Source organism: Pseudomonas sp. AC083 (genome assembly GCF_979253165.1).
Genome location: NZ_CEEDDH010000012.1, coordinates 102,320 through 124,467 on the forward strand (window position 1 = coordinate 102,320; position 22,148 = coordinate 124,467).

Annotated in this window: 23 protein-coding genes; 15 read left to right on the forward strand and 8 right to left on the reverse strand. The window is 58.6% G+C overall.

Annotation, left to right across the window (positions count from 1 at the left end):
• Window positions 1-12 precede the first annotated feature (12 nt).
• From AC0IXA_RS18025 to AC0IXA_RS18035, 3 genes are all read left to right on the forward strand, one after another.
• On the forward strand, window positions 13-1,323 hold the full coding sequence (locus tag AC0IXA_RS18025; RefSeq protein ID WP_471814169.1) for an NTP/NDP exchange transporter: 1,311 nt from the start codon (window positions 13-15) through the stop codon (window positions 1,321-1,323).
• A gap of 84 nt (window positions 1,324-1,407) precedes the next feature.
• Window positions 1,408-1,950 carry a P-loop NTPase family protein gene (locus tag AC0IXA_RS18030; RefSeq protein ID WP_471814171.1) on the forward strand — a complete coding sequence of 181 codons (543 nt, stop codon included), beginning with the start codon at window positions 1,408-1,410 and terminating at the stop codon, window positions 1,948-1,950.
• 88 nt (window positions 1,951-2,038) lie between these two features.
• Window positions 2,039-2,941: a bestrophin family protein gene (locus AC0IXA_RS18035; RefSeq protein ID WP_056784990.1), complete on the forward strand. Its 903-nt coding sequence runs from the start codon at window positions 2,039-2,041 to the stop codon at window positions 2,939-2,941.
• Window positions 2,942-2,984: 43 nt separating this feature from the next.
• Here AC0IXA_RS18035 and AC0IXA_RS18040 read toward each other — a convergent pair whose 3' ends face one another.
• Window positions 2,985-3,284 carry a hypothetical protein gene (locus tag AC0IXA_RS18040; RefSeq protein ID WP_471814173.1) on the reverse strand — a complete coding sequence of 100 codons (300 nt, stop codon included), beginning with the start codon at window positions 3,282-3,284 and terminating at the stop codon, window positions 2,985-2,987.
• A 110-nt stretch (window positions 3,285-3,394) separates the two neighbouring features.
• On the opposite strand from AC0IXA_RS18040, the gene AC0IXA_RS18045 reads away from it, so the two are divergent.
• On the forward strand, window positions 3,395-4,006 hold the full coding sequence (locus AC0IXA_RS18045) for an LbetaH domain-containing protein (RefSeq protein WP_471814175.1): 612 nt from the start codon (window positions 3,395-3,397) through the stop codon (window positions 4,004-4,006).
• A gap of 287 nt (window positions 4,007-4,293) precedes the next feature.
• A complete protein-coding gene (locus AC0IXA_RS18050; protein WP_125926186.1) occupies window positions 4,294-5,301 on the forward strand; it encodes a LysR family transcriptional regulator in 1,008 nt (335 codons plus the stop codon).
• Here the strand turns inward: AC0IXA_RS18050 and AC0IXA_RS18055 are convergent.
• Window positions 5,298-5,759, reverse strand: a complete 462-nt coding sequence (locus tag AC0IXA_RS18055) for a Rid family hydrolase (protein WP_039759017.1) — start codon at window positions 5,757-5,759, stop codon at window positions 5,298-5,300. The two genes, AC0IXA_RS18050 and AC0IXA_RS18055, sit on opposite strands and share 4 nt — an antisense overlap.
• 214 nt (window positions 5,760-5,973) lie before the next feature.
• Between AC0IXA_RS18055 and AC0IXA_RS18060 the strand changes: the two genes are divergently transcribed.
• Window positions 5,974-6,366, forward strand: coding sequence for a helix-turn-helix domain-containing protein (locus AC0IXA_RS18060; protein ID WP_039758866.1), 393 nt, complete (start codon window positions 5,974-5,976; stop codon window positions 6,364-6,366).
• Between the two features lie 319 nt (window positions 6,367-6,685).
• Here the strand turns inward: AC0IXA_RS18060 and AC0IXA_RS18065 are convergent, their stop codons facing one another.
• The gene (locus tag AC0IXA_RS18065) at window positions 6,686-7,072 is read right to left on the reverse strand and encodes a cupin domain-containing protein (RefSeq protein WP_125926132.1); all 387 of its coding nucleotides are present in this window, start codon (window positions 7,070-7,072) and stop codon (window positions 6,686-6,688) included.
• A gap of 71 nt (window positions 7,073-7,143) precedes the next feature.
• The gene (locus AC0IXA_RS18070) at window positions 7,144-7,968 is read right to left on the reverse strand and encodes an AraC family transcriptional regulator (protein WP_471814178.1); all 825 of its coding nucleotides are present in this window, start codon (window positions 7,966-7,968) and stop codon (window positions 7,144-7,146) included.
• 185 nt (window positions 7,969-8,153) lie between these two features.
• On the opposite strand from AC0IXA_RS18070, the gene AC0IXA_RS18075 reads away from it, so the two are divergent.
• Together AC0IXA_RS18075 and AC0IXA_RS18080 are read left to right on the forward strand one after the other, a co-directional pair.
• Entirely contained in the window at window positions 8,154-9,137 is a 984-nt protein-coding gene (locus AC0IXA_RS18075; protein ID WP_471814180.1) for a helix-turn-helix transcriptional regulator, read from the forward strand.
• Window positions 9,138-9,302: 165 nt separating this feature from the next.
• Window positions 9,303-10,430 (forward strand): mechanosensitive ion channel family protein, encoded by a 1,128-nt coding sequence (locus tag AC0IXA_RS18080; protein ID WP_073475008.1) that lies wholly within the window; start codon window positions 9,303-9,305, stop codon window positions 10,428-10,430.
• Window positions 10,431-10,466: 36 nt separating this feature from the next.
• Here AC0IXA_RS18080 and AC0IXA_RS18085 read toward each other — a convergent pair whose 3' ends face one another.
• Window positions 10,467-12,386 (reverse strand): tyrosine-protein phosphatase, encoded by a 1,920-nt coding sequence (locus AC0IXA_RS18085; RefSeq protein WP_471814182.1) that lies wholly within the window; start codon window positions 12,384-12,386, stop codon window positions 10,467-10,469.
• 338 nt (window positions 12,387-12,724) lie between these two features.
• Here AC0IXA_RS18085 and AC0IXA_RS18090 point away from each other — a divergent pair, with 338 nt between their 5' ends.
• From AC0IXA_RS18090 to AC0IXA_RS18105, 4 genes are all read left to right on the forward strand, one after another.
• Window positions 12,725-14,263: a class I SAM-dependent methyltransferase gene (locus AC0IXA_RS18090; RefSeq protein WP_281119407.1), complete on the forward strand. Its 1,539-nt coding sequence runs from the start codon at window positions 12,725-12,727 to the stop codon at window positions 14,261-14,263.
• Between the two features lie 219 nt (window positions 14,264-14,482).
• Entirely contained in the window at window positions 14,483-15,364 is an 882-nt protein-coding gene (locus AC0IXA_RS18095; RefSeq protein WP_471814184.1) for a manganese catalase family protein, read from the forward strand.
• A complete protein-coding gene (locus AC0IXA_RS18100; RefSeq protein WP_471814186.1) occupies window positions 15,357-15,719 on the forward strand; it encodes a hypothetical protein in 363 nt (120 codons plus the stop codon). Before AC0IXA_RS18095 ends, AC0IXA_RS18100 begins: the two co-directional genes overlap by 8 nt.
• A 12-nt stretch (window positions 15,720-15,731) precedes the next feature.
• Window positions 15,732-15,872, forward strand: a complete 141-nt coding sequence (locus tag AC0IXA_RS18105; RefSeq protein WP_281880950.1) for a hypothetical protein — start codon at window positions 15,732-15,734, stop codon at window positions 15,870-15,872.
• A 23-nt stretch (window positions 15,873-15,895) separates the two neighbouring features.
• Here AC0IXA_RS18105 and AC0IXA_RS18110 read toward each other — a convergent pair whose 3' ends face one another.
• Window positions 15,896-16,327 carry an HhH-GDP family DNA glycosylase gene (locus AC0IXA_RS18110; protein WP_471814188.1) on the reverse strand — a complete coding sequence of 144 codons (432 nt, stop codon included), beginning with the start codon at window positions 16,325-16,327 and terminating at the stop codon, window positions 15,896-15,898.
• Window positions 16,328-16,487: 160 nt separating this feature from the next.
• On the opposite strand from AC0IXA_RS18110, the gene AC0IXA_RS18115 reads away from it, so the two are divergent.
• The gene (locus AC0IXA_RS18115) at window positions 16,488-18,059 is read left to right on the forward strand and encodes a sensor domain-containing diguanylate cyclase (RefSeq protein ID WP_160768932.1); all 1,572 of its coding nucleotides are present in this window, start codon (window positions 16,488-16,490) and stop codon (window positions 18,057-18,059) included.
• 10 nt (window positions 18,060-18,069) lie between these two features.
• Here AC0IXA_RS18115 and AC0IXA_RS18120 read toward each other — a convergent pair whose 3' ends face one another.
• Entirely contained in the window at window positions 18,070-19,164 is a 1,095-nt protein-coding gene (locus tag AC0IXA_RS18120; protein ID WP_400503836.1) for a GNAT family N-acetyltransferase/peptidase C39 family protein, read from the reverse strand.
• Window positions 19,165-19,258: 94 nt separating this feature from the next.
• Between AC0IXA_RS18120 and AC0IXA_RS18125 the strand changes: the two genes are divergently transcribed.
• Entirely contained in the window at window positions 19,259-20,839 is a 1,581-nt protein-coding gene (locus AC0IXA_RS18125; RefSeq protein WP_471814190.1) for a RimK family protein, read from the forward strand.
• Between the two features lie 3 nt (window positions 20,840-20,842).
• Entirely contained in the window at window positions 20,843-21,754 is a 912-nt protein-coding gene (locus AC0IXA_RS18130) for a magnesium transporter CorA family protein (protein WP_471814192.1), read from the forward strand.
• A 42-nt stretch (window positions 21,755-21,796) separates the two neighbouring features.
• On the opposite strand, the gene AC0IXA_RS18135 is transcribed toward AC0IXA_RS18130, so the two are convergent.
• Window positions 21,797-22,033 carry a hypothetical protein gene (locus AC0IXA_RS18135; protein ID WP_016774354.1) on the reverse strand — a complete coding sequence of 79 codons (237 nt, stop codon included), beginning with the start codon at window positions 22,031-22,033 and terminating at the stop codon, window positions 21,797-21,799.
• Between the last annotated feature and the right edge of the window lie 115 nt (window positions 22,034-22,148).

The window sequence follows — 22,148 nt, forward strand, 5'->3', positions numbered from 1 at the left end:
CAGGAGCGCAACATGGATACGTCTCTTCTCGCCCACCGCGCCGGCGCCATCATCAATGCCGAGGCTCACGAGCTGCGCCCTGCGCTCAACGGTTTTCTGCTGTTCGTTTGCCTGTTCGCCGGCTATTTCATGCTCCGTCCGATCCGCGAATCGATGGGCATCTCTGCCGGCGTCGAGAACTTGCAGTGGCTGTTCACCGCGACCTTCCTGGTCATGCTGGCGGCCGTTCCGCTGTTCGCCTGGCTCAGCGCACACGTACCGCGCCTGCATTTCGTGGACTGGGTATACGGGTTCTTCTGCACCAATCTGCTGTTGTTCGCCGCCTTGTTCCTCGGCGAGGAAAGCCCGTGGCTGGCGCGCGTGTTTTACGTGTGGATATCGGTCTACAACCTGTTTGTCGTATCGGTCGCCTGGAGCCTGATGGCCGATGTCTTCGACAGTGCCCAGGCCAAACGTCTGTTCGCGTTCATCGCGGCGGGCGCCAGCGTTGGCGGCCTGAGTGGCCCTGCGCTGAGCGCCTTGCTGATCGGTCCGCTGGGTGAGTCCGGCCTGATGCTGCTGGCCGCTGTTCTGCTCGGCGCTGCGATGTGGTTCAAGCGCCAGCTGATGCGCTGGCGTGAACGGGGTGGCGCAGGACGCCCCGATGCCGCGCCGAGCGAAAGCCCTCGCAGGCCGTTGCCGGGCAATCCGTTCAGCGGTATGACGGCCGTTTTGAAATCACCCTATCTGCTCGGCATTTGCGGCTTTGTGGTGCTGCTGGCGACAGTCTCCACCTTCCTTTACTTCGAGCAGGCACGCGTCGTCGCCGAACACTTCCCGGACCGCGAGGCGCAGGTGCGCGTGTTCGGCATCATCGACTTTGTCGTGCAGGCGGGCGCCCTGCTCTGTCAGCTGTTCATCACTGGACGCCTCGCGCAAAGGCTCGGCGTCGGCGTGCTGTTGGCCATGGTGCCGCTGGTCATGTGTGCCGGGTTCATCGGACTGATCTTCGCGCCCGGCTTTGGCCTGATCGCCGCGCTGATGATCGTGCGCCGCATCGGTGAATACGCCTTCGTGCGCCCAGGCCGAGAGATGCTGTTTGCCCCGCTCGATGCCGAAAGCAAGTACAAGGCGAAGAACTTCATCGACACCGTGGTCTACCGCGCCGGCGACGCCATCAGTGCCTGGGCAAAAAGCGCGCTGGACGCCCTCAGCCAGGGTGCAGGCATGGCAGCGCTGGTCGGCGCGTTGTGTGCACTGCTGTGGGGTCTGCTGGGATGGCGACTCGGCGAACGGGCGGACCGCCGAGCCAGTTTGTCGGCGGCGCGGCAAAACCCCGCCTAGCGTTCAAGGGTCATTGACTGAGACAGGCATTGCCGTAGAATCGCCCGCCCAAAAAATCAGCTTGCAGAGCGAGAAGGAGCTTCGATGCAACGGGTGATGATTGTTGGTCAGCCTGGGTCTGGCAAAAGTACGTTGGCGCGCAGGCTTGGTGAGCGCACGGGGTTGCCGGTCGTGCATATCGACACGATCCATTGGCAGCCAGGCTGGATCGAGCGAAGCCCGGATGAGAAGACCCGACTCTGCCTGGAGGTCGAGGCGCGCGAGCGCTGGATATTCGAAGGTGGCCATTCAACCACTTGGGAAAATCGCGTCGCCCGTGCAGATCTGCTGATCTGGATCGATCGATCGCCACCGCTTCGATTCTTGCGCGTCCTGCGTAGAACGCTGCTCAACCACGGTCAGTCTCGGCCTGACTTGCCGGAAAACTGCCCCGAACAGCTGGCGAACCTGCCGGAGTTTCTAAAGTTCATGTGGCGGACGAGAAAAACCTCGCGAGCAAAAATGCGCCAATTCGTGTCAACGGCGCCATCGGCTTGCCGGGTAGTTCATCTGCGGTCCAATCGAGAGACGAGGATTTTTCTTGAAAGCATTCGCCCTGCACAGGGCCAGACTTTGCAGACTGACTGACGGCTGACCGCTCCACCAGGGAACTGCCAGTGCCAGGCATCGTCCGAGCTTAAGCGTTTAAGCAAACTGCTCGCCACGAGGTTTCCGTTTGAAAGCTGCCATCGTCAAAAAATACCGTCTGATCATCAAGACCCTGGGTTACGTGGGCTGGTCTTTGTTCTGGTTGCTGCTCTGGGACATCGCCGTCACCGTCGACTTCATGCTGTTTCTCAACGCCAAGCTGAACCTGCCGTTGATGCCGCTGACCTTGCTCGGTTCAGCGTTGATCGTGTTGATCAGTTTTCGCAACAGCAGCGCTTACAACCGCTGGTGGGAAGCGCGGACGCTGTGGGGGTCGATGATCAACAATTCCCGCAGCTTCGCCCGGCAGGTGCTGACGCTGCTGGACGACGCAGGTGGCGAGGTTAATCCGGTCAAATCCACGCTGCTGCGCCGCCACGTCGCCTACGTGAATTGCCTCGCCGCGCACCTACAGGGCCAGCCATGTCCCGACGAGGTGCGGGCGTTTATTCCTGCCGAAGAATTCGCCCGCAGTGGCACAACCAATAACTTTGCCAACGATATCCTCACCGGCTCGGCGACTCTGCTCGCTCGCGAATACAAGGCCGGGCATCTGGACAGTATTCGCCTGGCGAGGCTCGAGTCGACCCTGGTGGACTTGTCCAACAGTCAGGGCGGCATGGAGCGGATCGCCAATACCCCGCTGCCCTACCCTTATGTGTATTTCCCACGGCTGTTCATTTCGCTGTTCTGCCTGATCGTCCCGATAGGTCTGGTGGAATCCCTCGGCTGGTTCACGCCGCTGGCGTCGACTGTGGTCGGGTTCATGCTGCTGGCCATCGAGCGCATCGGCACCGATCTGCAAAGCCCGTTTCGCCACAGCGAACATCAGATTCAAATGGAAGCGCTGTGCGAAACCATCGAAAAGAATTTGCAGTCAATGCAGCGTGATTCGTTGGGGGATGTACGCAGGGTTGAAGAGCACGCTTGAGGCGCTGCTTTAGCAGCAGCGCTTTACATCAGTTGCAGAACAATTATTGATGAGTGTCCGCCTCCTCGGCCGGGTAAAACTCGCCCTGCTTGCCCATTTCTTCCAGTCGTTCGCGCGCGATCGCCTCAACACGGGCCACTGCGTCTCGATCGTCAGGGTCAACCAACTGCAAACACAGGCGTCGGAAATTCTGATCATGGGTTCCCTCGCTGAGCATTTCGTGGGTGAAGACTCGTTCAGCACGCCATAGGCATAACTGAGTATGGGTCCCGCCGAGCCATATCTCGTTGATTGATCCAAGATCAGTGGTTGCCAGTTGATCCACGGTGATTGTCTTATCCATTGCGCCGTACCTTGAAAATGCTTGTACAGGTACGACTGGCAGGCATAGCGAGTCGTTCAAGTCGTCGACAGTCCACCCACGCCCCACTCTCACTTGTTCGGAAGATTCTTATGAAATCGCCAAAAATCGAAGATTACATCGCTCAATGGCCATTACTGGGCGTGAACTCCGCTGCCCCTTGGGCGGTGGTTCAGGATTGCGAGAGCCGGATTCTGGAATTGCTTGAAACGCTCGGCCCGGGATACCGGCGCCACGACTATTGTGCGATTCATGAAACCGCCATCGTTGAGCAAGGCGCCGTTCTCAAAGGCGCAATCATCATCGGCGAGGGCTGTTTCGTGGCGGCGGGCGCTTATCTTCGCGGTGGTGTGTATCTCGGCAGAAACTGCATCGTTGGCCCCAGCTGTGAGCTGAAAAGTACCTTCATGCTTGATGGCAGCAAGCTTGCCCACTTCAACTTCGTCGGCGACTCATTGATTGGCGAAGCGGTAAATATTGAAGCCGGCGCGATCATCGCCAACTACCGTAACGAACTGGACGGAGCCGATATCCAGATCCGCCACGAAAATCAGGTGATCGAAACAGGCGTCAGCAAATTCGGAGCGCTAGTGGGTGATGGCTGCAAGATTGGCGCAAACGCTGTGATTGCTCCTGGCGCTTTGTTGCGGCCCCACACACGTGTTCCTCGTCTGGGGTTGATTGATCAGTTTGCTTATGAGTGAAACCAATTTTGGCGAGAGTACGTCTTCGGCCAATGGCATCCATCTTCATAGGCGCGTCCGTTATGCCCGCTTTCATAACATCGATTTTTCCTGGCCCAGATCCCAAACACCTCTTGCACAAAGGATGACCGCTTTGGGCCGAAATCGGCCAATAGCAAAAATCCGACCTTCGCCACCCCACCGACTGACACCTTGTTCAATCAGAATGCTTGGGCAAAGTCTGCTTGTGTACGCGATTTCTTGGTTCACCTCCAGCCATTTCGTATGATGAGCAATCTAAGTTTGGGATGCTTGGCGTGAAACCGTCATCAAAAAAAGCTTCAACCACTCCGCCCGTACCAACCGGCGTCACCCAGAATTTAAGCGATGCTGTAAGTCAGCTTTCTTGGGACGACTTGCGAATCATCAAAACGCTAAGCGAATGCGGTAATAGAGCCACGACAGCGAAACGGTTGGGGATCAATGTATCCACCGTATCGCGTCGCGTGGCTCAAGTGGAAAAGACACTTGGGGTCGCCCTATTTGACCACCGTCGCTCTGGGTACATGCTCACGCCAGAAGGCATCGAGTTAAGGGCGCTCGCCGAACGCGTCGAGCTTGATATCGTCAGCGTTACACGTCGGGTTTCTCGGGCAGGTCAAGGGCCACAGGGAAAGCTTCGGATCACTACCAGCGACTCCCTGCTTTTGTATTTCCTCACGCCGATCATCGCCGACTTCAAGGCGCTTAATGAAGGAATTGCCATCGAGGTGCTGGTCGGCAACGAGACGTTAAGTCTCGCCCGCGATGAATCTGACGTAGCGGTAAGAGCGACCAAAAAACCTGCCGAAAGTCTCGTCGGGCGCAAGCTCGCTTCGATCGCATGGGCGCCTTATGGCAGCATAAAACACGCGACTACTACCCCCTTCGCAGAAGGCCAGCGATGGGTGTCGTATTCCGCAGGATTATGTGGACTGAAGGCCAAAAGCTACGTCGAAGACAGAATCGGCGCCGACTGTATTTCTTATCGTACGGACTCCGTCGCGGCCGCGAGCGTCGCCATTGCGGCAGGACTTGGTTACGGCTTTCTTCCGTGCATGCTGGGAGACATTACGCCTGGGTTAACACGCGTAGGGCCAGTTGTGCGCGAACTACAGGACGAGCTCTGGCTGCTTACGCATCAGGACATTCGAAAGTCATGGAGAGTCAAAGCATTCATGACTTTTTGTGCAGCAGCCGTAGCGCATCAAAAGCCTTTGATCGAAGGGCAATTGGATCTCCCGGTTGCGCAGGGCGAAACCGGGAGCGTCTCTTAGTCGGCGCGAGATCCGATGACAGCTTTGCAGACAATTTCAATCAGCTGTGAACGTTGAGCCAACCTGGATACACCGATGATATTGCTCGCGCACTGTGGCCGCTCAGTGCGATATGCGGCTTTGCGCACATCACCTACGACGGCGAATGCCGCGTCCATATCCAATACGTACAGCGTTTCTTCGACGACATCATCAAGGGTTGCTCCATAGAGCGCGAGCAGCTTGGCGATATTGTCGTAGGAGGCGCGCATTTGCTCTCCTATCGACGAGAAATCGCTGGGTTTACCCTCGCTATTCAGGGGCGCGGGAGCAACGAGATTACCCTCCTCATCGTGGTTGAACTGACCCGAGATATAGATCTCGTTTCCGACTTTTCTGGCCTGGGGATAGCCGTAGCCCTCCTCCCATGAGACTCCCCAGTAAGCGGTGTTTTTGCCGTGCGGTTGTGAGGCAGCCATTGCTTTCTCCTTGCAGATGACGAATCGAATGATGTCGATTCGAGTTGTCGGGAGGCAAAGGCTAGCATCGGGAACGCGACTGGGAATGTGCATTTTTGCGCCTCCAGTAGCGCAAAATTGCGCCCCCATCCCGTCGCGCCTTCCGTTAGATTTTTCCCATCGACTGACCGCTGGATTGAGCTGATCAACCGGCTAATGGGAAAAAGGAATCAGGATGAACAAGGAAACATGCGCGTCCTCACAAAAGGATCCGGCTAAACAAACCGGACAATTGAAACCCTGGCAGATCCAGCGCGCCAAGCAGCTGATGCTCGATAACCTGGACGCACATATCTCCGTGGCAGCTATCGCACAGGCGTGTGCGCTGTCGCGCAGCCATTTCACTCGTCAGTTCAAAAAAAGCACTCTCGTCTCACCCAAAGAATGGATGCGAGAGCAAAGGATTCTACGGGGCAAGCAGCTGCTTCAGACGTCAAGATTGTTGGTTGCAGAGATCGCACTAGAATGTGGTTTCTTTGATCAGTCTCACTTCAGTCGAACATTTGTGCAAACCGAAGGTGTGACTCCCAGGGCTTGGAAACAGAACAGTCAATCGCCTGCGCTGTGATTTGATGAGCTGCATAACGGGGCTAATTCGTACTTGCAGATTTAACCCCAGAATGCTGCGAATGGAGATAACAGAATCAGTCCGCCGACGACAACTGCCCAACCCCATGCTAAACCACTCTCTACCTTGAAACGGCCGTCATTCATTAAGTCCAACACGAACACGCCAATCCGATGACCTATCAAATCGATAATCAAGTCCATGGTCCTTTCTCATAACAATCTTTGCATGAGAAGTCAGAACCCGCTTTTAACTCATAGCTGCTGGTCAGGTCAGCAATTGCAACTCTGCGCAGACATTGCACAGGATGTGCGTTGGATTATATCCAGACGTCGTTCAAAGCCGTTCTTTCGCCATCTTCATGCCCCGTGTTCAAGATGCCTCGCGGCTCGATCATCATCAGCTTGGCTTCACCTTGGGCAGCCGTGCGATGTTCCACGCCGCGGGGTACCACATAGAGTTCACCTGGATTCACATAGACACAGCCTTCCAGCAGATCAATGCGCAAGGTGCCTTCCAAAACAAGAAATGCTTCATCGGTCTCAGGATGCGAGTGCCAGATGAATTCGCCTTCGATTCGCACAACCTTGAACTGGTAGTCATTCATCTCTGCCACAACCCTGGGACTCCATTGTTGTTCGATCAGCGAAGCCTTATGTGCCAGGTTTACAGGAACTGATGAATATTGATGACGGAGCTCTGCCATGACGAATCCTCTGTGGTTGAAGTCGCCAGCCTATAGAGCAAGGAATAGGGTCTCTTGTACGATCCTGCAACTCAGCGTGCGGCGCGCAATCGTTCCAGCCAGCGCATGGGCGGGATGCCGTAACAGCGGGTGAAATGTCGCGTCATATGACTTTGATCGTGAAACCCCGCGACGAGCGCTGCATCGACCAGGGTAAAACCTTCAACCACCAATGAGCGGAACCGGTCCAGGCGGCGCAGGGTGACAAATCGGTAAGGACTCGTACCGTAAAGCGTTCTGAAGTCGCGTGACAGGCTCCAGCGTTCGCGCCCGCTGGCACACTCGAGCATCTCCAGCGTGATGCATGAATCCAAGTGTTCCAGGATGAACGCTCTGGCACGCTCGGCTGCGCGGTAATCCAGGCGCTTGCGCCCGCGCGGCTTGCCCGCGACGGCACGCAACGCCATTGCCAAGTCATACAGCGCGTCCTGTTGCTCCAATGCTTCCAGCGGATGATCCACTGCTTGCACAAATGTTTCACTGGCATGGAACAGCCGTGGGTCGTTTGAAAGCCCCCCCGTGATAAAAGGCAAGGGCTCGCCACCCAGGATGTTTTGAATCATTGCCGGATCAATGTAAGCCATCCGATAACGAAAGCCTGCATCAGTCCCGGCCATACCATCGTGAAGTTCGTCTGGATGAAGCACGAGCGTATTGCCGGGGATACCGTGGCGCAACGAGCCTACATAGTGAAAGCTCTGGACGCCCGCCAACGTGCGGCCGATGGAGTAGGTGTAATGTCGATGAGGATCGTAGCCGTGGCTGCCGAACCACGCTTCAATACGCTCGATTCCTCCTGGTTGAACACTGCGGATGACCCAGTCAGTGCTGTCTGGTTGGCCTTTTTTCCTATCCATGAATGCGTACGTTCCCGAGTCTGTTCGGTCGTGGTGATCCGTCTGCCGAGAATATACAAGTGCAAGTATTGGCTGTTGCTTTTGCCTGAAAGCAGTCCATGGTTCCAGTCCTGTCACTGAACCGTCACGCCTGTTCCCTAGGCTCTACCAGTCTCTGCCATCGCCCCAAGAGCCCGCATTCCAAAATGCCGCCCATCACCGCCACCTCCCCACCCCGCCAAAAGATCATCCTGCGCTCCGACAACCTCACCTCTTCCGACTTCGGCGCCCTGTTCTCCAGGCTCTTCGGAAACCGCTACGCCGATACTCCGCCGCCGCCCTCCAACATCATCATCGGCGGGGTCTACGGGCGGCACGACGGGGTGAGTTTTCGGCGTATGCATTACCACGGCGATTTCAGCGTCACCCTCCCCGACCCGCAGAACGAAATCACTTTCGTCATCCCCACCGCCGGCAAGATCGTTTTTAACCACGTCACTGAATCCATTGGCATGGCGCACGTCGGTCTGGCGATCGACAAGGCGGATATCCGTTCGATGCGCTTTGTAGATGATCACGCGCACCACGGGATTTCGATCAATCGTCAGCAGCTCACCGAGCGGTTGTCGGCGCTGCTGGAGAAACCGGTCGTGCAGAAGATCGTGTTTGAGCCAAGCGTGGATCTGAATACCCCGGCATTTCAGGGCCTGAAGGCATTGATCGATCTGGCCACGGGCACTGAGTTCGATGCCTTGATCAACAGCGGCACGCTGATGCCGTCGCGCTTACGCGAGATGTTGATCGATGCGGTGCTGGAGGCGTGGCCGCACAACTTCACCGAGGCATTACGGGGGCCGGCGCCGTGTGTGGCGCCGCGACATGTGAAGGTGGCGATGGAGTTTATTCAGGCGCATCCGCAGCAGTTGGTCAGTGGCGTGGATCTGGCGCGGTTGAGCCATGTCAGCCAGCGCGCGTTGCAGGAAGGCTTTCGACGTTTTGTCGGGATGTCGATCGTGGCGTATCAGCGGCAGGTGCGCTTGCAGCGCGCCTATGAGGCGTTGGCGCGCGGGCATGCAGGCTCTGTGACGGAGGTGGCGTTGCGTTTTGGCTTCAGCAATGTCGGGCGCTTTTGTCAGTATTTTCAGAGTGCTTACGGCGTAAGCCCAGCGGAGTTGAAGGCCAGGCGTTGACCATTCGGTCCGGTGAAACCTGCATTTGATTGAACAGCAGGAATCTCAGGGCGACTAACCCAGACAGGTCGTTTGACGGCACCGCCGATTCAAGCGGCGTTTACCTGGCTGCGACCGACGGTGCGTTTCTGCGCGCGTCGGTGCAGGCTTCGCAAGGGGGTTTCCATGACCGAGGATTTCATCGGCTTTTTCACGGCTCACACGATTTTAGGAATTTCACTGGCGAACTGGGTGCTGGCATTTCTCGCCGCGACGCTCAGTTATCTGCTGACCACCACAGCGATCCGCTTCGTTTTCCGCAAGGTGCAGGCGCGGGCCAGCGCCGGCAACGGGCATCTGACTTACATGGCCAGCGAAGTGCTGGCGGCGACCAGCACCACGTTGCTGCTGTTGGCATCGATTCTGGTCGGCATCGGCTTGCTGGATTTGCCGGAGCGCTGGCTCGGGCGGGTCAGCAGTTTATGGTTCGTGGTGGCGGCGTTGCAGGTCGGCCTGTGGACCAACCGCGCGCTGGCGCTGGGGTTGCATCGTTATTTCTCGCGGCATAACGCGACCGGCACTTTTCAGGCGAGCGCCCTGGCGACCCTGAGCCTGTGGGGCGTCAAGGTGTTGCTGTGGGCGGTGATTCTGCTGGCGATGCTGTCGAACCTGGGCGTCAACATCACTGCATTCGTCGCCAGCCTCGGTGTCGGCGGTATCGCGGTGGCGCTGGCGGTGCAGAACATTCTCGGCGACGTGTTCGCCTCGCTGTCGATTGCCGTCGACAAGCCGTTTGAGGTGGGCGATTTCATCGTCGTCGGCACGCTGGCCGGTACGGTCGAGCACGTCGGCCTGAAGACCACGCGCATCCGCAGTCTCGGCGGTGAGCAGATTGTCATGGCCAACGCCGACATGATCGGCAGCACCATTCAGAACTACAAACGCTTGCAGGAGCGTCGAGTGGTGTTCGAGTTTCGTCTGACATACGAGTGCACCAGCGAACAGATCCGCCAGATCACTCAACGCGTTGAAAGCATCATCAAGAACGAAAAACAGGCCCGCTTCGACCGTTGCCATTTCCGCAGTTTTGGTGAGAGCGCTCTGGAGTTCGAAACGGTGTACATCGTTCTGGACGCCAGCTACAACGTCTACATGGACGTGCAGCAACGCATCAATCTGGCAATCATGGAAGCGGTGGCCGAGCTGGACGCGACGTTCGCCTTCCCGGCGCGCACCGTGCATGTCGCATCCCTGCCCGAACCCACCGCGCAGCCGGCACGCACACAGCAACCTTCGCGTGCGCAGCATGCTTGAGCGCAAGAGCCCGGCAATTTGCCGGGCTCGCTGTGTTCAAAACGCGTAACTGGCCTTGAGTCCGCCATTGAAACCATGGCTGTCACCGCCACCGTTGGCGCCGACCTCAGCGCCCACACTCAGGGCGCCGAGGCTGGCCATCAAGCTAACGCCGCCGCTGAACTGGTCGCGGTTGTCGAACGCCGCGCGCTGCTCGATATCCAGCCCCAGCAGGTGGCCTTCGCTGTCGACTTGCTGATTGCCGAGCGCACGTTCATAGCCCACGCGAACACCCGGGACCAACTGCCACGCACCCATCGTCACCGGAGCAAATGACACGTCGAGATTAGCCACCGCGCTGCGGCGGGTCTGCTCGATGCCATCGACGTCGAGCGCCAGCTCACTGCCCTCCTCTTTGAAACCTTGCAAGTCGAGATGACTGACGCGAAAGCCCAGGCTCGGCTCGACAATCACGCTGCTCAGCGGCAGGCGATAACCCAACGCCACGGTCGCGCCAGTGAGATTGCCGTGAGTGTCGCCCTTGGCAGTGCCGAGGCCACCGCCAAGCTCGCGCTTGCTGTCGTAGTCGACGTAACCGGCGCTGGCGTTGGCGTCGACAAACAAGCCGCGCTCAAGGCTGATGAAGCCGTAACGCGCACCGAGGTTGAGGAAGGTGAAGTCCGTATCGGCCTCGCCACCCGCTCCGCCCACGCTGCCCTTGCTGTAGCCAAAGCTGCCGCGCGCGCTGAGTTGTTCGCTGAAGCGCTGGGTGATGCCGAGCATCAGGCCCTGGCTGTGTTCGTTGCTGCTCTCGGCGTGGGCCGAGCCGTCCGTGCCGACGTAGCTGGCGAGCGCGGTGCTCCAGAGGCGGTATTGGCCGACCTTCAAATCGCTGCCGCTGGCGAACGGCGCAGCGGCTTGTTCGATCATCGCGTTCTGCCGCAATAGATAACTGGCCGCATCGGCGTGGACCTGACCGCCGACTTGAGATTCGACACCGCCCAGAGTGCCGGCGTCGATCGCCGATTGCAGGTAGTAGTTATAGGCGCTGTAGGTGCCGGACAGCTCGGAGTTCTGCAACTGCCGCAGCAATTCGGCACCAGCGGCGGCGTTGCCGACCAGCCCGGCCTGCCCCGGCAAGCTGTTGTACTCGACCAGTTTGCCGCGCAGTACGTAAATGGTTTCCTGGTACAGACCGAGGCCCTGCTTGAGGTAGTTGTCCATGCTGCCGTACTCAGCGGCGACCTGGTCGAGACCGGCCTGCAAGTAACTGGCCTGCACCCCGAGCAGCGGCTCGTAGACAGCGGCCATGCTCGGCGGCAGCGCTTTCACGGTCGCGGCGACACGGGCGGCGGTGTAGTCGTTGGTCGCCAGATAATTGGCCATGATCGTCGCCTCATCGACGCCAGCGATGCTCTGCAACACGGCGGCGGTCCAGCCGGTGCGGTCCTTGCCGGCGGTGCAGTGGAACAGCTGCGCGGCGTCGACACTGGCCAGCTCATTGAACAACTGGCCGAACTGCCCGCGCATGCCGGCATCGCTGACGAAAGCGCGGTTGGTGTCCTCCATCATCGCCACGGCCTCGGCGGCGCTGTGGAACGAGATATTGGTGATGTCCGCACCCGAGGTGGTGCTACCGATGATGTCGATATTGCGATAGGCCGCGCCGCTGATCATCGTGTCAGGCGTGGCGGCAATTTCGCTGGGCGTGCGCAAATCGTAAATGGCTTTGATGCCGAGACCATTGAGCGTCGCCAGATCCGTCGCCGACGGCGTCAATGCGTTGGAGCGGTAGAACACGCCGCTGCGCATCACGCCGTCGTGGGTGGTGGAGTACGCGGTGGTGATGCCGGCGATGTCGCGAAAGTTGTCGATGCCGGACAAGCGCGGCGTATCAAGGGTGACAGGCTCGGCCGCGTGGGCAGCGGCGATGGACAGGCTCAGAACGGACAGCGAACACAGAAGACGTTGGAACACAGTGCAGCCTCATGAAATCAGCGTTGGGCTGGTCACTATGGGCAGACGAGTGGGAGGGAATATGACAGTTTCGGCTGGCTACAAAATGCCTGCGCGAATGGGCCGTGGAGTGCGTGATCGGTCCATCAATCCTGCTTGGATATGTTGAAGATCCCTGTGGCAGCGAGCCTGCTCATGAAAGCGGCGTGTCAGCCGATTATATTCAAACTGAAAAAAAGCTTTCGCGAGCAGGCTCGCTCCCACAGGGTTTGGGGAAGTATCCGTTTTTTCAATTTGTCGCGCGCAATGCCAACCCCTTATAAGACTGCCATCACTTTCAAGAACAAGAGGCTGTACCCATGAGCAACGCCTGGAACGAAGGTTATTTCACCGACGAAGGCTACACCTACAGCTATAGCCGGGAGATCAATCCGGTGTTCCTGCGTTACTGCCTGTTGTTGCGCGGGTTCGCCACGCTGGAAAGCAACGACGGCGTGCACTGCGAACTGGGCTTCGGTCAGGGCGTGTCGATCAACATCCACGCCACCGCCAACCCGGGCTCGTTTGTCGGTACGGACTTTCATCCGGGTATGGCGGCCCATGCCATCGACCTCGCGACTGCCGCCAACAACGGCGCCCGCCTGTACGACGACAGTTTCGAACAGCTGCTGGCGCGCAATGATCTGCCGCAGTTCGACAGCATCAGCCTGCACGGTATCTGGACCTGGGTCAGCCGCGACAACCAGAAGCTGATCGTCGAATTCGCCCGCCGCCACCTGAAACCGGGCGGCATGCTCTACGTCAGCTACAACTGCTTCCCCGGCTGGTCGCCGTCGGCGCCGCTGCGCAATCTGTTCAGCCTGCATGACCGCTTTGCCAATGCCTCGGCGCGCTCCGATGAGCGTATTGACGCCGCACTGGAGTTTTCCGAAGCGCTGCTCGCGGCCAATCCGAAGTATGCCGCTGCGGCGCCGAGTCTCGGCGCGCGGCTGCAAAGCATCAAGGGCCAGGATCGTCACTACGTCGCCCACGAATATTTCAACCGCGACTGGAACTGCATGTACTTCGCCGACATGGTCGACGCGCTGGCCCCGGCCAAACTCGACTACGCCACCACGGCAGTGCCGCTGGACTCAATCGACCCGCTCAACCTGAGCGCCGAAGGCATGGACTTTCTGGAAACCATCGAACATCCGATCATGCGCGAGCAAGCGCGGGACTACTTCGTCAACCAGCACTTCCGCCGCGATCTGTACGTGCGTGGCGCGACGCGGCTGTCCGCTGCCGAACGCCGGGCGAGAATGCTGCACAGCCGTTTCGCGTTGCTGCAACCCTGGGAAACTGTTGCGGGTTCGGTCACCGGTCCTGCCGGCGAAGCGACCCTGCAAGCGGAAATCTACGGCCCGGTGCTCGATGCCTTGGCGGCGCAGAACTATGCGGCCAAATCCATGCGCCAATTGCTCTCCGAGACTGCGATGGCTTACGACGACCTCGAACAAGCCCTGGCCGTGCTGATCGGTATGGGCGCTGTCGCTCCGTGCCAGAGCGAGGCCGCCGAGTCGCAGGTCAGCGGTCGCTGCGCCGCGCTCAATCTGCAACTGTGCAAACGCTCGCTGTACGGCGCCAACATCCAGACCCTGGCCAGCCCGGTCACCGGTGGTGGGGTGACGGTCAGCCGCTTCCAGCAGTTGTTCCTGATCTCGATCAAGCAAGGCAAACAGCAGCCGGCCGAATGGGCGCAACTGGCGTGGGGGGTGATCAGCGAACAAGGTGAAGTGCTGGTCGACAATGGCCAACCGCTGCTCACTGCCGAAGCCAATATCGCTGCGTTGACCGCACAGGCGCAGGTGTTTGCCGAGCAAACGCTGCCTGTGCTGAGGGCGCTTAAAATCGCTTGATTGCAAACGAACCAAGGTGGGAGCGAGCCTGCTCGCTCCCACATTGTTCGAGGTACGTGGCTAAGCCAACCGTCCTGTTTGCGGAACTTTCCGCGCTCTGCCGCCCGTCCTGCCACTCGGCAAAAAACGAAATTTCTGCTGCGCGCCCTCCTCACAAACTATGCATGCGCCAACGCCCACAAGGGCAAGGCGCGATAGCCTGGTCTGAGGAAAATTTGAATGTTCATACATAACAAGCGACTTCAGTACACCGTTCGCGTGGCCGAGCCCAACCCGGGTCTGGCCAATCTGCTGCTGGAACAATTCGGGGGCGCCAATGGCGAACTGGCCGCGGCAGCGCGCTATTTCACCCAAGCCTTGGCTGAAGAAGATCCGGGGCGCAAAGACCTTCTGCTGGACATTGCCACCGAGGAATTGAGTCACCTGGAGGTGGTCGGCTCGATCATTGTCATGCTCAACAAAGGCGCCAAAGGTCAACTCGCCGAGGGCGTTCAGGAGGAAGGTGAGCTGTACCGCGCGCTGAATGGCGCCGGTAATGACTCGCACATCACCAGCCTGCTTTATGGCGCAGGCGCGCCTCTGGTCAATTCGGCTGGCGTACCGTGGACGGCGGCCTACGTTGACTCGATCACCGAGCCGACCGCCGACTTCCGCTCCAACATCGCAGCCGAAGCGCGGGCGAAAATTCTCTACGAACGCTTGATCAACATCACCGATGATCCGGGCGTCAAAGAGGCGCTGGGCTTTTTGATGACGCGGGAAATAGCCCATCAACAGTCCTTCGAAAAAGCCCTGCATTCGATCCAGCCGAACTTCCCGCAGGGCAAACTGCCGGGCATGCCGGAGTTCACCAACAAGTACTTCAACATGTCTGGCGAGACCAACGTTCGTGGTCCGTGGAACGAGGGCGGCGTTTGGGAATATGTGGAAACTCCAGAGCCGGCAGTTGACGGGGGTGACGGTCTGGCGACTGTCAGCCTCCCTGCTGACGACGCAGAGGTCCTGGAAGCCATGAAGATCCGCACGGCGTCCGACCCACTCAGCGAGCCGGTGACCGGTGCTGATCTGGGCTCCGGTTACGTGCAAGGCAAAGATGTCTGAACCCCGTTCGGCGGCCCCGGATCTGGGTCGCCACTTGCTCAAGGTGATCAACATGAAAAACAGCAAAGTCCTGGCACTGACCTCTGAACATTTTCAACGTTTGATGGAGCACGCATACGCCGGTTTTGAGCTGGACTGCAAACAGGCCTGTCGAGGATTGAAAGTCAGCATGGCGGTGAATGTTTTTGGCCTGGGCACCCTGCTGCCGAATAATTTCGCTGAGGAGACTGCCGTACCGCCAGCGGACGCACATCCAGCCGTCGACGACGCCTTGCCCACGATGCCGGTGGTCGCCAAGCGCGTATTGGCGCAGCGCAACCGTTCCATCGACGGCGCTGAAAGTTTTCATCGGTAACAGGAGCGCGACATGAGAACTTATAAAAACCTGAGTTTCCCCTCAAACCTGAGCGTCGCTCCGGGACTCCAGTTTCTGCTGGGCTGTGCGATATTCGCCGGCGGAACGCTGATCCTGATGAGCGAACTGGCGGGAACCTTCTTTGCGATGTGAGCCTTGGTTCGCTATCGGGGCATTCAAAACAGCACCGGCGCCGCTTCCCTCATGAAGATCTCAACGGTCTTCGGCCCTATCCCCTCGAACTCGGACAGGCGCTTCTCCAGCGCCTTACGATCCGCGCTCGCCGCCACGATGTTAGTCACCTTGCCGGCGTACTCGCTGTTGAGCTTGTTGGCCAGCGCGAGTAATCGCGACGCCGTGCTTTCATCGTAACGAACGTAACGCGCCTGCCCCAGCATCGACACCAATTGACGGTGTGTGCACTGCGCGAGCTTTTGCGGGGTGTCTTGGTGATGCTGCTCTACTATGACTTGATACGCCTTGGCGGCGATGGCGCCCTGAATCCTTTTGCCCATCAGAAAACTCGCCAGCAGCCATTTGAACAGGCCGGTTTCGTTGGCATTGTGAAGATCGATGTTCAAGTCTCCGGCGGTGATGATTTCGCTCACAAGTCTCACCTCAAGGCGCGCTTCAATTACAGATGTTGACCCGGCACGGCTTGGAACGATCCAATCGCGACAGCATGGCCAAGGCAGTAAATTGAATTCCAGGTGGAAAAGGATGGTCATCTTTCAAGAGATGAGAGATGACAAGCATAAGGACCCTCAAATGCTCGGTCGTAAGATGCCCAAAACCCGGGGGCATGACGCCGCACAAACCGCTCCCATCAAAGCTGCCAGCGAGATCGCCGCTTTCCGCCTGACAGTCATCTTCATGCTGACGGTCATTCTGGCGTTTCTCGGCGTGGAGGGATGGCGAACCTGGCGTGACTATCATGCAGCCTTCTCGTCGGCGCGTGATTCGGTCACCAACCTCGCGCGGGCAACCGCGCAACATGCCGAAGACGCCATCCGCCAGGTCGATGTGCTGACCGCCGCCCTGGGCGAGCGAGTCGAAGGTGATGGCTTGCAAAACATTGACGTGCCGCGCATCCACAACTTGCTGGTGCAGCAGGCCAAATTGATGCCGCAGTTGCATGGACTGTTTATCTACGGCCCGGACGGCAAATGGATCGTCACCGACAAGGAAATGATCCCGGACCCTGCGAACAACGCCGACCGCGACTACTTCCAATATCACCGCGCCAACACTGATCGAAACGTGCGTATCGGTGATGTCGTCAAGAGCAAATCCACAGACGACCTTATCATCCCGATTTCCCGCCGCTTGAATAACCCGGACGGCTCCTTCGCCGGCGTGCTGCTGGGGACGATCAAGGTCAGTTATTTCGTCGACTATTACGGCGATTTCAAGATCGACGACAAGGGTGCCCTGGTGCTGGCGCTGCGCAACGGCACCATTCTCGTGCGTCGTCCTTTCATCGCTTCGGTCATCGGTCAGAGCCTCGCCGACAGTGAGGTGTTCAAGAACTACCTGCCCTTTTCCAGTCAAGGGATCGCCGAGGTCCGAGCGGTCGTCGACGGCACCCAGCGTCTGTATGGCTACAGAGCTTTAAGCACATACCCGCTGGTGGTCGAAACCGGCCTTTCCCGCGAATCGATCATTGCGCCGTGGCGCTGGGACCTGATCAAAACCGGTTTCGTGTTGATGTCGGTGATTACCGCGTTCACGGTCTTCGGACTGATCGTCTTGAGGCAACTGCGTCAACGCATGGTGATGGAAAAGGATCTGCGCCGGGCACATCAGGCCATGAAGGACATGGCGTTGACCGACAGCCTGACCGGGCTGGCCAACCGTCGCCGACTGGACACTGCCTTGATTGACGAAATTCGCCTGGCCAGACGCCAGGGTTCGTCGATCTCACTGATCATGATCGATGTCGATCACTTCAAGCTCTACAACGACAGCTACGGGCACGCGGCGGGTGACGATTGCCTGAGCGCCGTCGGCCAGGCGATTGCGCAAGCAGTAAAGCGACCGGGTGATCTTGCCGTGCGTTATGGTGGCGAGGAGTTTTCAGTGCTGCTGCCCAACACCGATATTCGCGGGGCGGCGCTTGTGGCGCAGGAAATTCTTGAGGCCATTCGATCCTTGCGGATGGAGCACAAAGCCCATCCGCTGGGTCACGTCACCGCCAGCGCAGGTATTGCGGTTGGCAAACCGGCCGAACAAGAAGTGAGCCCCGCCACTCTTATCGAGTCGGCTGACAAACTGCTTTATGCCGCGAAGCAGAAAGGCAGGGATCGCTACTGTATCGGCGAGGAAGTGCTCGGCGCCTAGCCATCGTTCCTCAACGTGAGCGTAGCATCACGGCTGCGCGAACCCGCTGCACGCCAAACACCGTCATGCGCAGAAATTCCTGGTGACTGACCGGCAAGTGTTGGCAGTCCAGGCCACGCTTGAGTTTGCTGTGGTCGACATCAGGATCGTGCAAGTAGACGAAGTCCTCGTCGCACCCGGTAATGATGACCCAATGCGGCGCTTTCAAGCGGGTGAATCGGTAGCTACTGATCAGCACCAGCGGTTTGTATCCGGCCGCCAACGCAGCGCCGATCTGCAGATAATCACCCAGAACCTGCTCGACTTGCGTGGCAGCCAGTTCCTGGGCAAACCCATCCTCGACCAGTTTCATGATCGACTTCTTCTCCGTGCTGCGTACGCCGTGAAGAAAAAGCGAGCCCGCGTGACTGACCTCAAGGCGCACATCGAAACCGCGCCGCCAGGCCGCCAATGCTAGGCCTTGAGGACTACAGCCACCGTGCCCCGCCGTCATGAAAATGGTGGTTGCCTCGCGCCACAGCTGGATTTCCTCCGCTCGGGTCATGGCGCGGCTCGAGTCGATGGCAGACATGGCCATCAGCAAGCACGCGGCGCCGCAGGTGAACTCGGTGGTTTGCTGGTAATACGGGACTTGACGTGCGGGGGCAGGTGTTTCGCGCAGGATGCGTTTCTCGTAGCGCAACGCCTCGCAGTGGTCTTCGTAGTAGTCCTCGACGCTGGCAAAGCGCTGATAGCCGTTGGCTTCGTAGAGGCGGATGGCAGCGCTGTTGTCAGCGCGCACCTCCAGACGCAGCCATGCGCAGTTGCGCGCCAATGCGCAGGCCTGGGCCTGTTCCAGCAGACGCTGGCCAAGCTCATGTCCGCGCCACGCAGGGCTGACCGCAATCGAATACAGGCGTCCAAGAGAGGTGCCTCGGTGAAAAAGCACCAGTGCATAACCGCAGAGGATTGCGCCCGAGGTGACGACAATCAACGCGGCATTGGCTCGACTGAGCATCCAGCTGAAGTTGCGCTGATTCAACCGGTCGAGGGTAAAACACACCCGCTCCAATTCGACCAGATCGTCGATATCGTCCGTGGATGCAAAGCGAAAATCAAAAGACATGACCGCACCGTAAAGTTTGAGTAACGAACCGGGACAGACCGAAAGGCCCGTGATTTATTGAAGCGGCGTCTTCTTCAACAGGGATTCATTACTCATGTCAGCGGTGCAAGCCAACGTGAACGAAGTATTAGACAAAACCGAGCATTCGACAATCTCCCTCAGCGAGGAACCTCCCAGTATCAAGCCCTCGGGAAGTCGATTGCTCATCCTGGTCGAACGCAAGGATGACTGGGCTGATTACCTGCCCAGCGAGAGCCTGATGCTGGCGCAGGATTACCTTGAACACAGCGACGATTTTCCTCATCGCACCCAGGTCATCAACCTCTGCCGCAATTACAAATACCTCGGTCAGGGCTATTACTGCTCATTGCTGGCCGAAGCGCGCGGACACAAGGTTTTCCCCTCGGTACGCACCGTCAGCGAGCTGGCGCGCAAAGCGCTTTACGGGGTCGGGCTGAATGATCTGGAGCGCACCTTGGAGCGGGCGCTGGCGAACCACCCGTACGGCGAAACCGAGGCCTTCACGCTGTCGTTGTACTTCGGCAAGGCCTCGATCGAGCCGCTGCAAGAGATCGGCCGTCAGCTGTTCGAGGCGTTCCCCTGCCCTATCCTGCTGGTGGAATTCCGCCGTGGTGAGAGCTGGCAGATCGCAGGCATCAAGGCCGGGGCGCTGCACAAGCTTCGCGACGAACAGCAGCATGTCTTCGCTGACGCACTGGATGCGTTCAATCGCAGAACGTGGCGTCAGCCCGCTTCCAAACGTGTGGCCCGCTACGACCTGGCCATCCTCCATGATCCTGACGAAGCCCTGCCGCCCTCTAACTCCGAGGCATTGCAGCGTTTCATCGCTGCGGGCGAACAGCTGGGTATCGATGTCGAGTTGATCGAGAAGAAAGACTACGCGCGTCTAGCTGAATTCGACGCGCTGTTCATTCGCGAAACCACGCGAGTGGATGATCACACCTATCGGTTTGCCAAGAAGGCCGAAAGCGAAGGCCTCGTGGTGATTGACGATCCGTCGTCGATCCTGCGCTGCACCAACAAGGTTTATCTGGCCGACCTGCTCAAGCGTCGCGGGCTGGGCATGCCGGCAACGGAAATCCTCTATAAGGATCGTCCGCAGGAACTCGAAAACGCAGGGCGTCGCCTCGGTTTCCCGTTGGTACTGAAAATCCCCGATGGCTGCTTTTCACGCGGTGTGATCAAGGTCGCCGATGCACAAGCGCTGGCCACGGCCGCGCAGGAGTTATTCGAACACTCGGTGCTGCTGCTGGCGCAGGAGTACTGCTACACCGAGTACGACTGGCGCGTCGGCGTGCTCAATGGCGAGGCGCTTTATGCCTGTAGATACTTCATGTCCAAGGGGCATTGGCAGATTTACAACCACAAGGCGCTGCCCGGCGAGATCAACGGGATGTGCGAGGCGGTGCCCGTCGAGCAAGCTCCGCCGGCAGTCGTGCAGCTCGCCGTACAGACTGCGCGGCTGATCGGCGACGGCCTCTACGGCGTCGACCTCAAGCAGGCGGGTGATCGGGTGCTGGTGATCGAAGTGAACGACAATCCCAACCTCGACGCCGGCATCGAAGACGCCGTGCTGGGCGACGAATTGTACCGGCGCGTATTGCAGGCTTTTACCCAAAGGCTTGAGCTCAAACACCGTGGCCAAGCGTGGTGAGCAATGATTGAAGGCTATGGCATTGATTGCGGCGCCCTCCACAGGATCTCTGGAGAACAGGCGACTGTCTGGCTGTGTGTCGCCCCCGACGCAGCCGAGCAACTGGATCTGCACATACGCCTGGGCATTGGCGCACAAGTGATAGAGTCGTCGCTGGACCCTGACGAAGTTGCCCGCATTGAGGTCAAGCCTGATCACCTGTTTATGATCTGGAAGCGCCCGGAAAGCTTCGACGGGCGCGCATTCAACGTTTCGTCCTTTGGAGTGGTGCTGAGCGAAAAACGCCTGGTGGTTATTTGCGCGAGCAACTCGCTGCTCTCGGGGTTGGAGCACGATGCGCAAATGACCGGGCCGCTGGACGTGCTGATGGCGTTACTCGCTGAAAGCGTTCACCACTATCTCGGGCATTTGCGCGTGGTCAAACAGATCGCTCGGGAGATTCAGCAGCAGTTCACCCGGGCGATGGACAATCAGCAATTGGCGCAGATGTACAACCTGAGCGAAAGCCTCGTGTACTACGTCAACGCGATTCAAAGTAACGGAGCGGTGCTGACGCTGCTGCGCAACCACGGTCAGCGTCAGGGCTTCAGCGACGGTCAGCTGGCTGCGCTGAACGATCTGATCGTGGAAAACGAACAAAGCTTCCAGCAGGCCAGAATTCACGCCAAGGTGTTCGCCAACCTCATCGAATCCCACGGCAATCTTGCCAACAACAGCATGAACCGCGCGCTGCGAAAGCTGACGCTGATCAACGTCGTGTTCCTTCCCTTGAACCTGATCGCCAGCATCGGTGGCATGTCGGAGTTCAGCATGATGACGTCCGGCGTTCCATGGTGGATGTCTTTTCCCGTGCTGATCGCCTGCATGGGCCTCGTGGGCGCGGGGATGGTGCAGGTATTGCGGCGCATGGCCTGAATTCAGAGCACATTCTGCCAACGCCTGCGCCGCATCCGAAGGTCAATTGGTCCGGCTGACCACCCGGATATGTGTAATCCCTACCCGCTCTGCCTGCTCGAGAATCTGCTCTGGCGTCGAATCCGCCGTGGGCATGACCAAGCTGTTTTCGGCATCGCCCAGATGCAGTTCCAGCAGATGCATCGCCGCGTCGTGCTCGGCCAGTTGCGCTTCCTTGAGTTCGAGCAGATAAGTACGAGGCTCGCCATTGAAACGGTATTCGATGTGATAGGTGTACATGATGTCGTCCGCGTCGGTGGGAAAAGGCAGTGTTTATCCTGACGCGTCGGTCAGCTTTTAGTTCAACCTGACTGCCATTTTGCGTTTGCAAACAAACTTTTTGCACAGCGAAGCG

Bases quoted from the DNA above. Each gene is read 5' to 3' on its own strand.
- AC0IXA_RS18025 (WP_471814169.1), top strand. From the start codon at position 13: ATGGATACGTCTCTTCTCGCCCACCGCGCCGGCGCCATCATCAATGCC.
- AC0IXA_RS18030 (WP_471814171.1), top strand. From the start codon at position 1,408: ATGCAACGGGTGATGATTGTTGGTCAGCCTGGGTCTGGCAAAAGTACG.
- AC0IXA_RS18040 (WP_471814173.1), bottom strand. From the start codon at position 3,284: ATGGATAAGACAATCACCGTGGATCAACTGGCAACCACTGATCTTGGA.
- AC0IXA_RS18045 (WP_471814175.1), top strand. From the start codon at position 3,395: ATGAAATCGCCAAAAATCGAAGATTACATCGCTCAATGGCCATTACTG.
- AC0IXA_RS18050 (WP_125926186.1), top strand. From the start codon at position 4,294: ATGCTTGGCGTGAAACCGTCATCAAAAAAAGCTTCAACCACTCCGCCC.
- AC0IXA_RS18055 (WP_039759017.1), bottom strand. From the start codon at position 5,759: ATGGCTGCCTCACAACCGCACGGCAAAAACACCGCTTACTGGGGAGTC.
- AC0IXA_RS18060 (WP_039758866.1), top strand. From the start codon at position 5,974: ATGAACAAGGAAACATGCGCGTCCTCACAAAAGGATCCGGCTAAACAA.
- AC0IXA_RS18065 (WP_125926132.1), bottom strand. From the start codon at position 7,072: ATGGCAGAGCTCCGTCATCAATATTCATCAGTTCCTGTAAACCTGGCA.
- AC0IXA_RS18070 (WP_471814178.1), bottom strand. From the start codon at position 7,968: ATGGATAGGAAAAAAGGCCAACCAGACAGCACTGACTGGGTCATCCGC.
- AC0IXA_RS18075 (WP_471814180.1), top strand. From the start codon at position 8,154: ATGCCGCCCATCACCGCCACCTCCCCACCCCGCCAAAAGATCATCCTG.
- AC0IXA_RS18080 (WP_073475008.1), top strand. From the start codon at position 9,303: ATGACCGAGGATTTCATCGGCTTTTTCACGGCTCACACGATTTTAGGA.
- AC0IXA_RS18090 (WP_281119407.1), top strand. From the start codon at position 12,725: ATGAGCAACGCCTGGAACGAAGGTTATTTCACCGACGAAGGCTACACC.
- AC0IXA_RS18095 (WP_471814184.1), top strand. From the start codon at position 14,483: ATGTTCATACATAACAAGCGACTTCAGTACACCGTTCGCGTGGCCGAG.
- AC0IXA_RS18100 (WP_471814186.1), top strand. From the start codon at position 15,357: ATGTCTGAACCCCGTTCGGCGGCCCCGGATCTGGGTCGCCACTTGCTC.
- AC0IXA_RS18105 (WP_281880950.1), top strand. From the start codon at position 15,732: ATGAGAACTTATAAAAACCTGAGTTTCCCCTCAAACCTGAGCGTCGCT.
- AC0IXA_RS18115 (WP_160768932.1), top strand. From the start codon at position 16,488: ATGCTCGGTCGTAAGATGCCCAAAACCCGGGGGCATGACGCCGCACAA.
- AC0IXA_RS18120 (WP_400503836.1), bottom strand. From the start codon at position 19,164: ATGTCTTTTGATTTTCGCTTTGCATCCACGGACGATATCGACGATCTG.
- AC0IXA_RS18125 (WP_471814190.1), top strand. From the start codon at position 19,259: ATGTCAGCGGTGCAAGCCAACGTGAACGAAGTATTAGACAAAACCGAG.
- AC0IXA_RS18130 (WP_471814192.1), top strand. From the start codon at position 20,843: ATGATTGAAGGCTATGGCATTGATTGCGGCGCCCTCCACAGGATCTCT.
- AC0IXA_RS18135 (WP_016774354.1), bottom strand. From the start codon at position 22,033: ATGTACACCTATCACATCGAATACCGTTTCAATGGCGAGCCTCGTACT.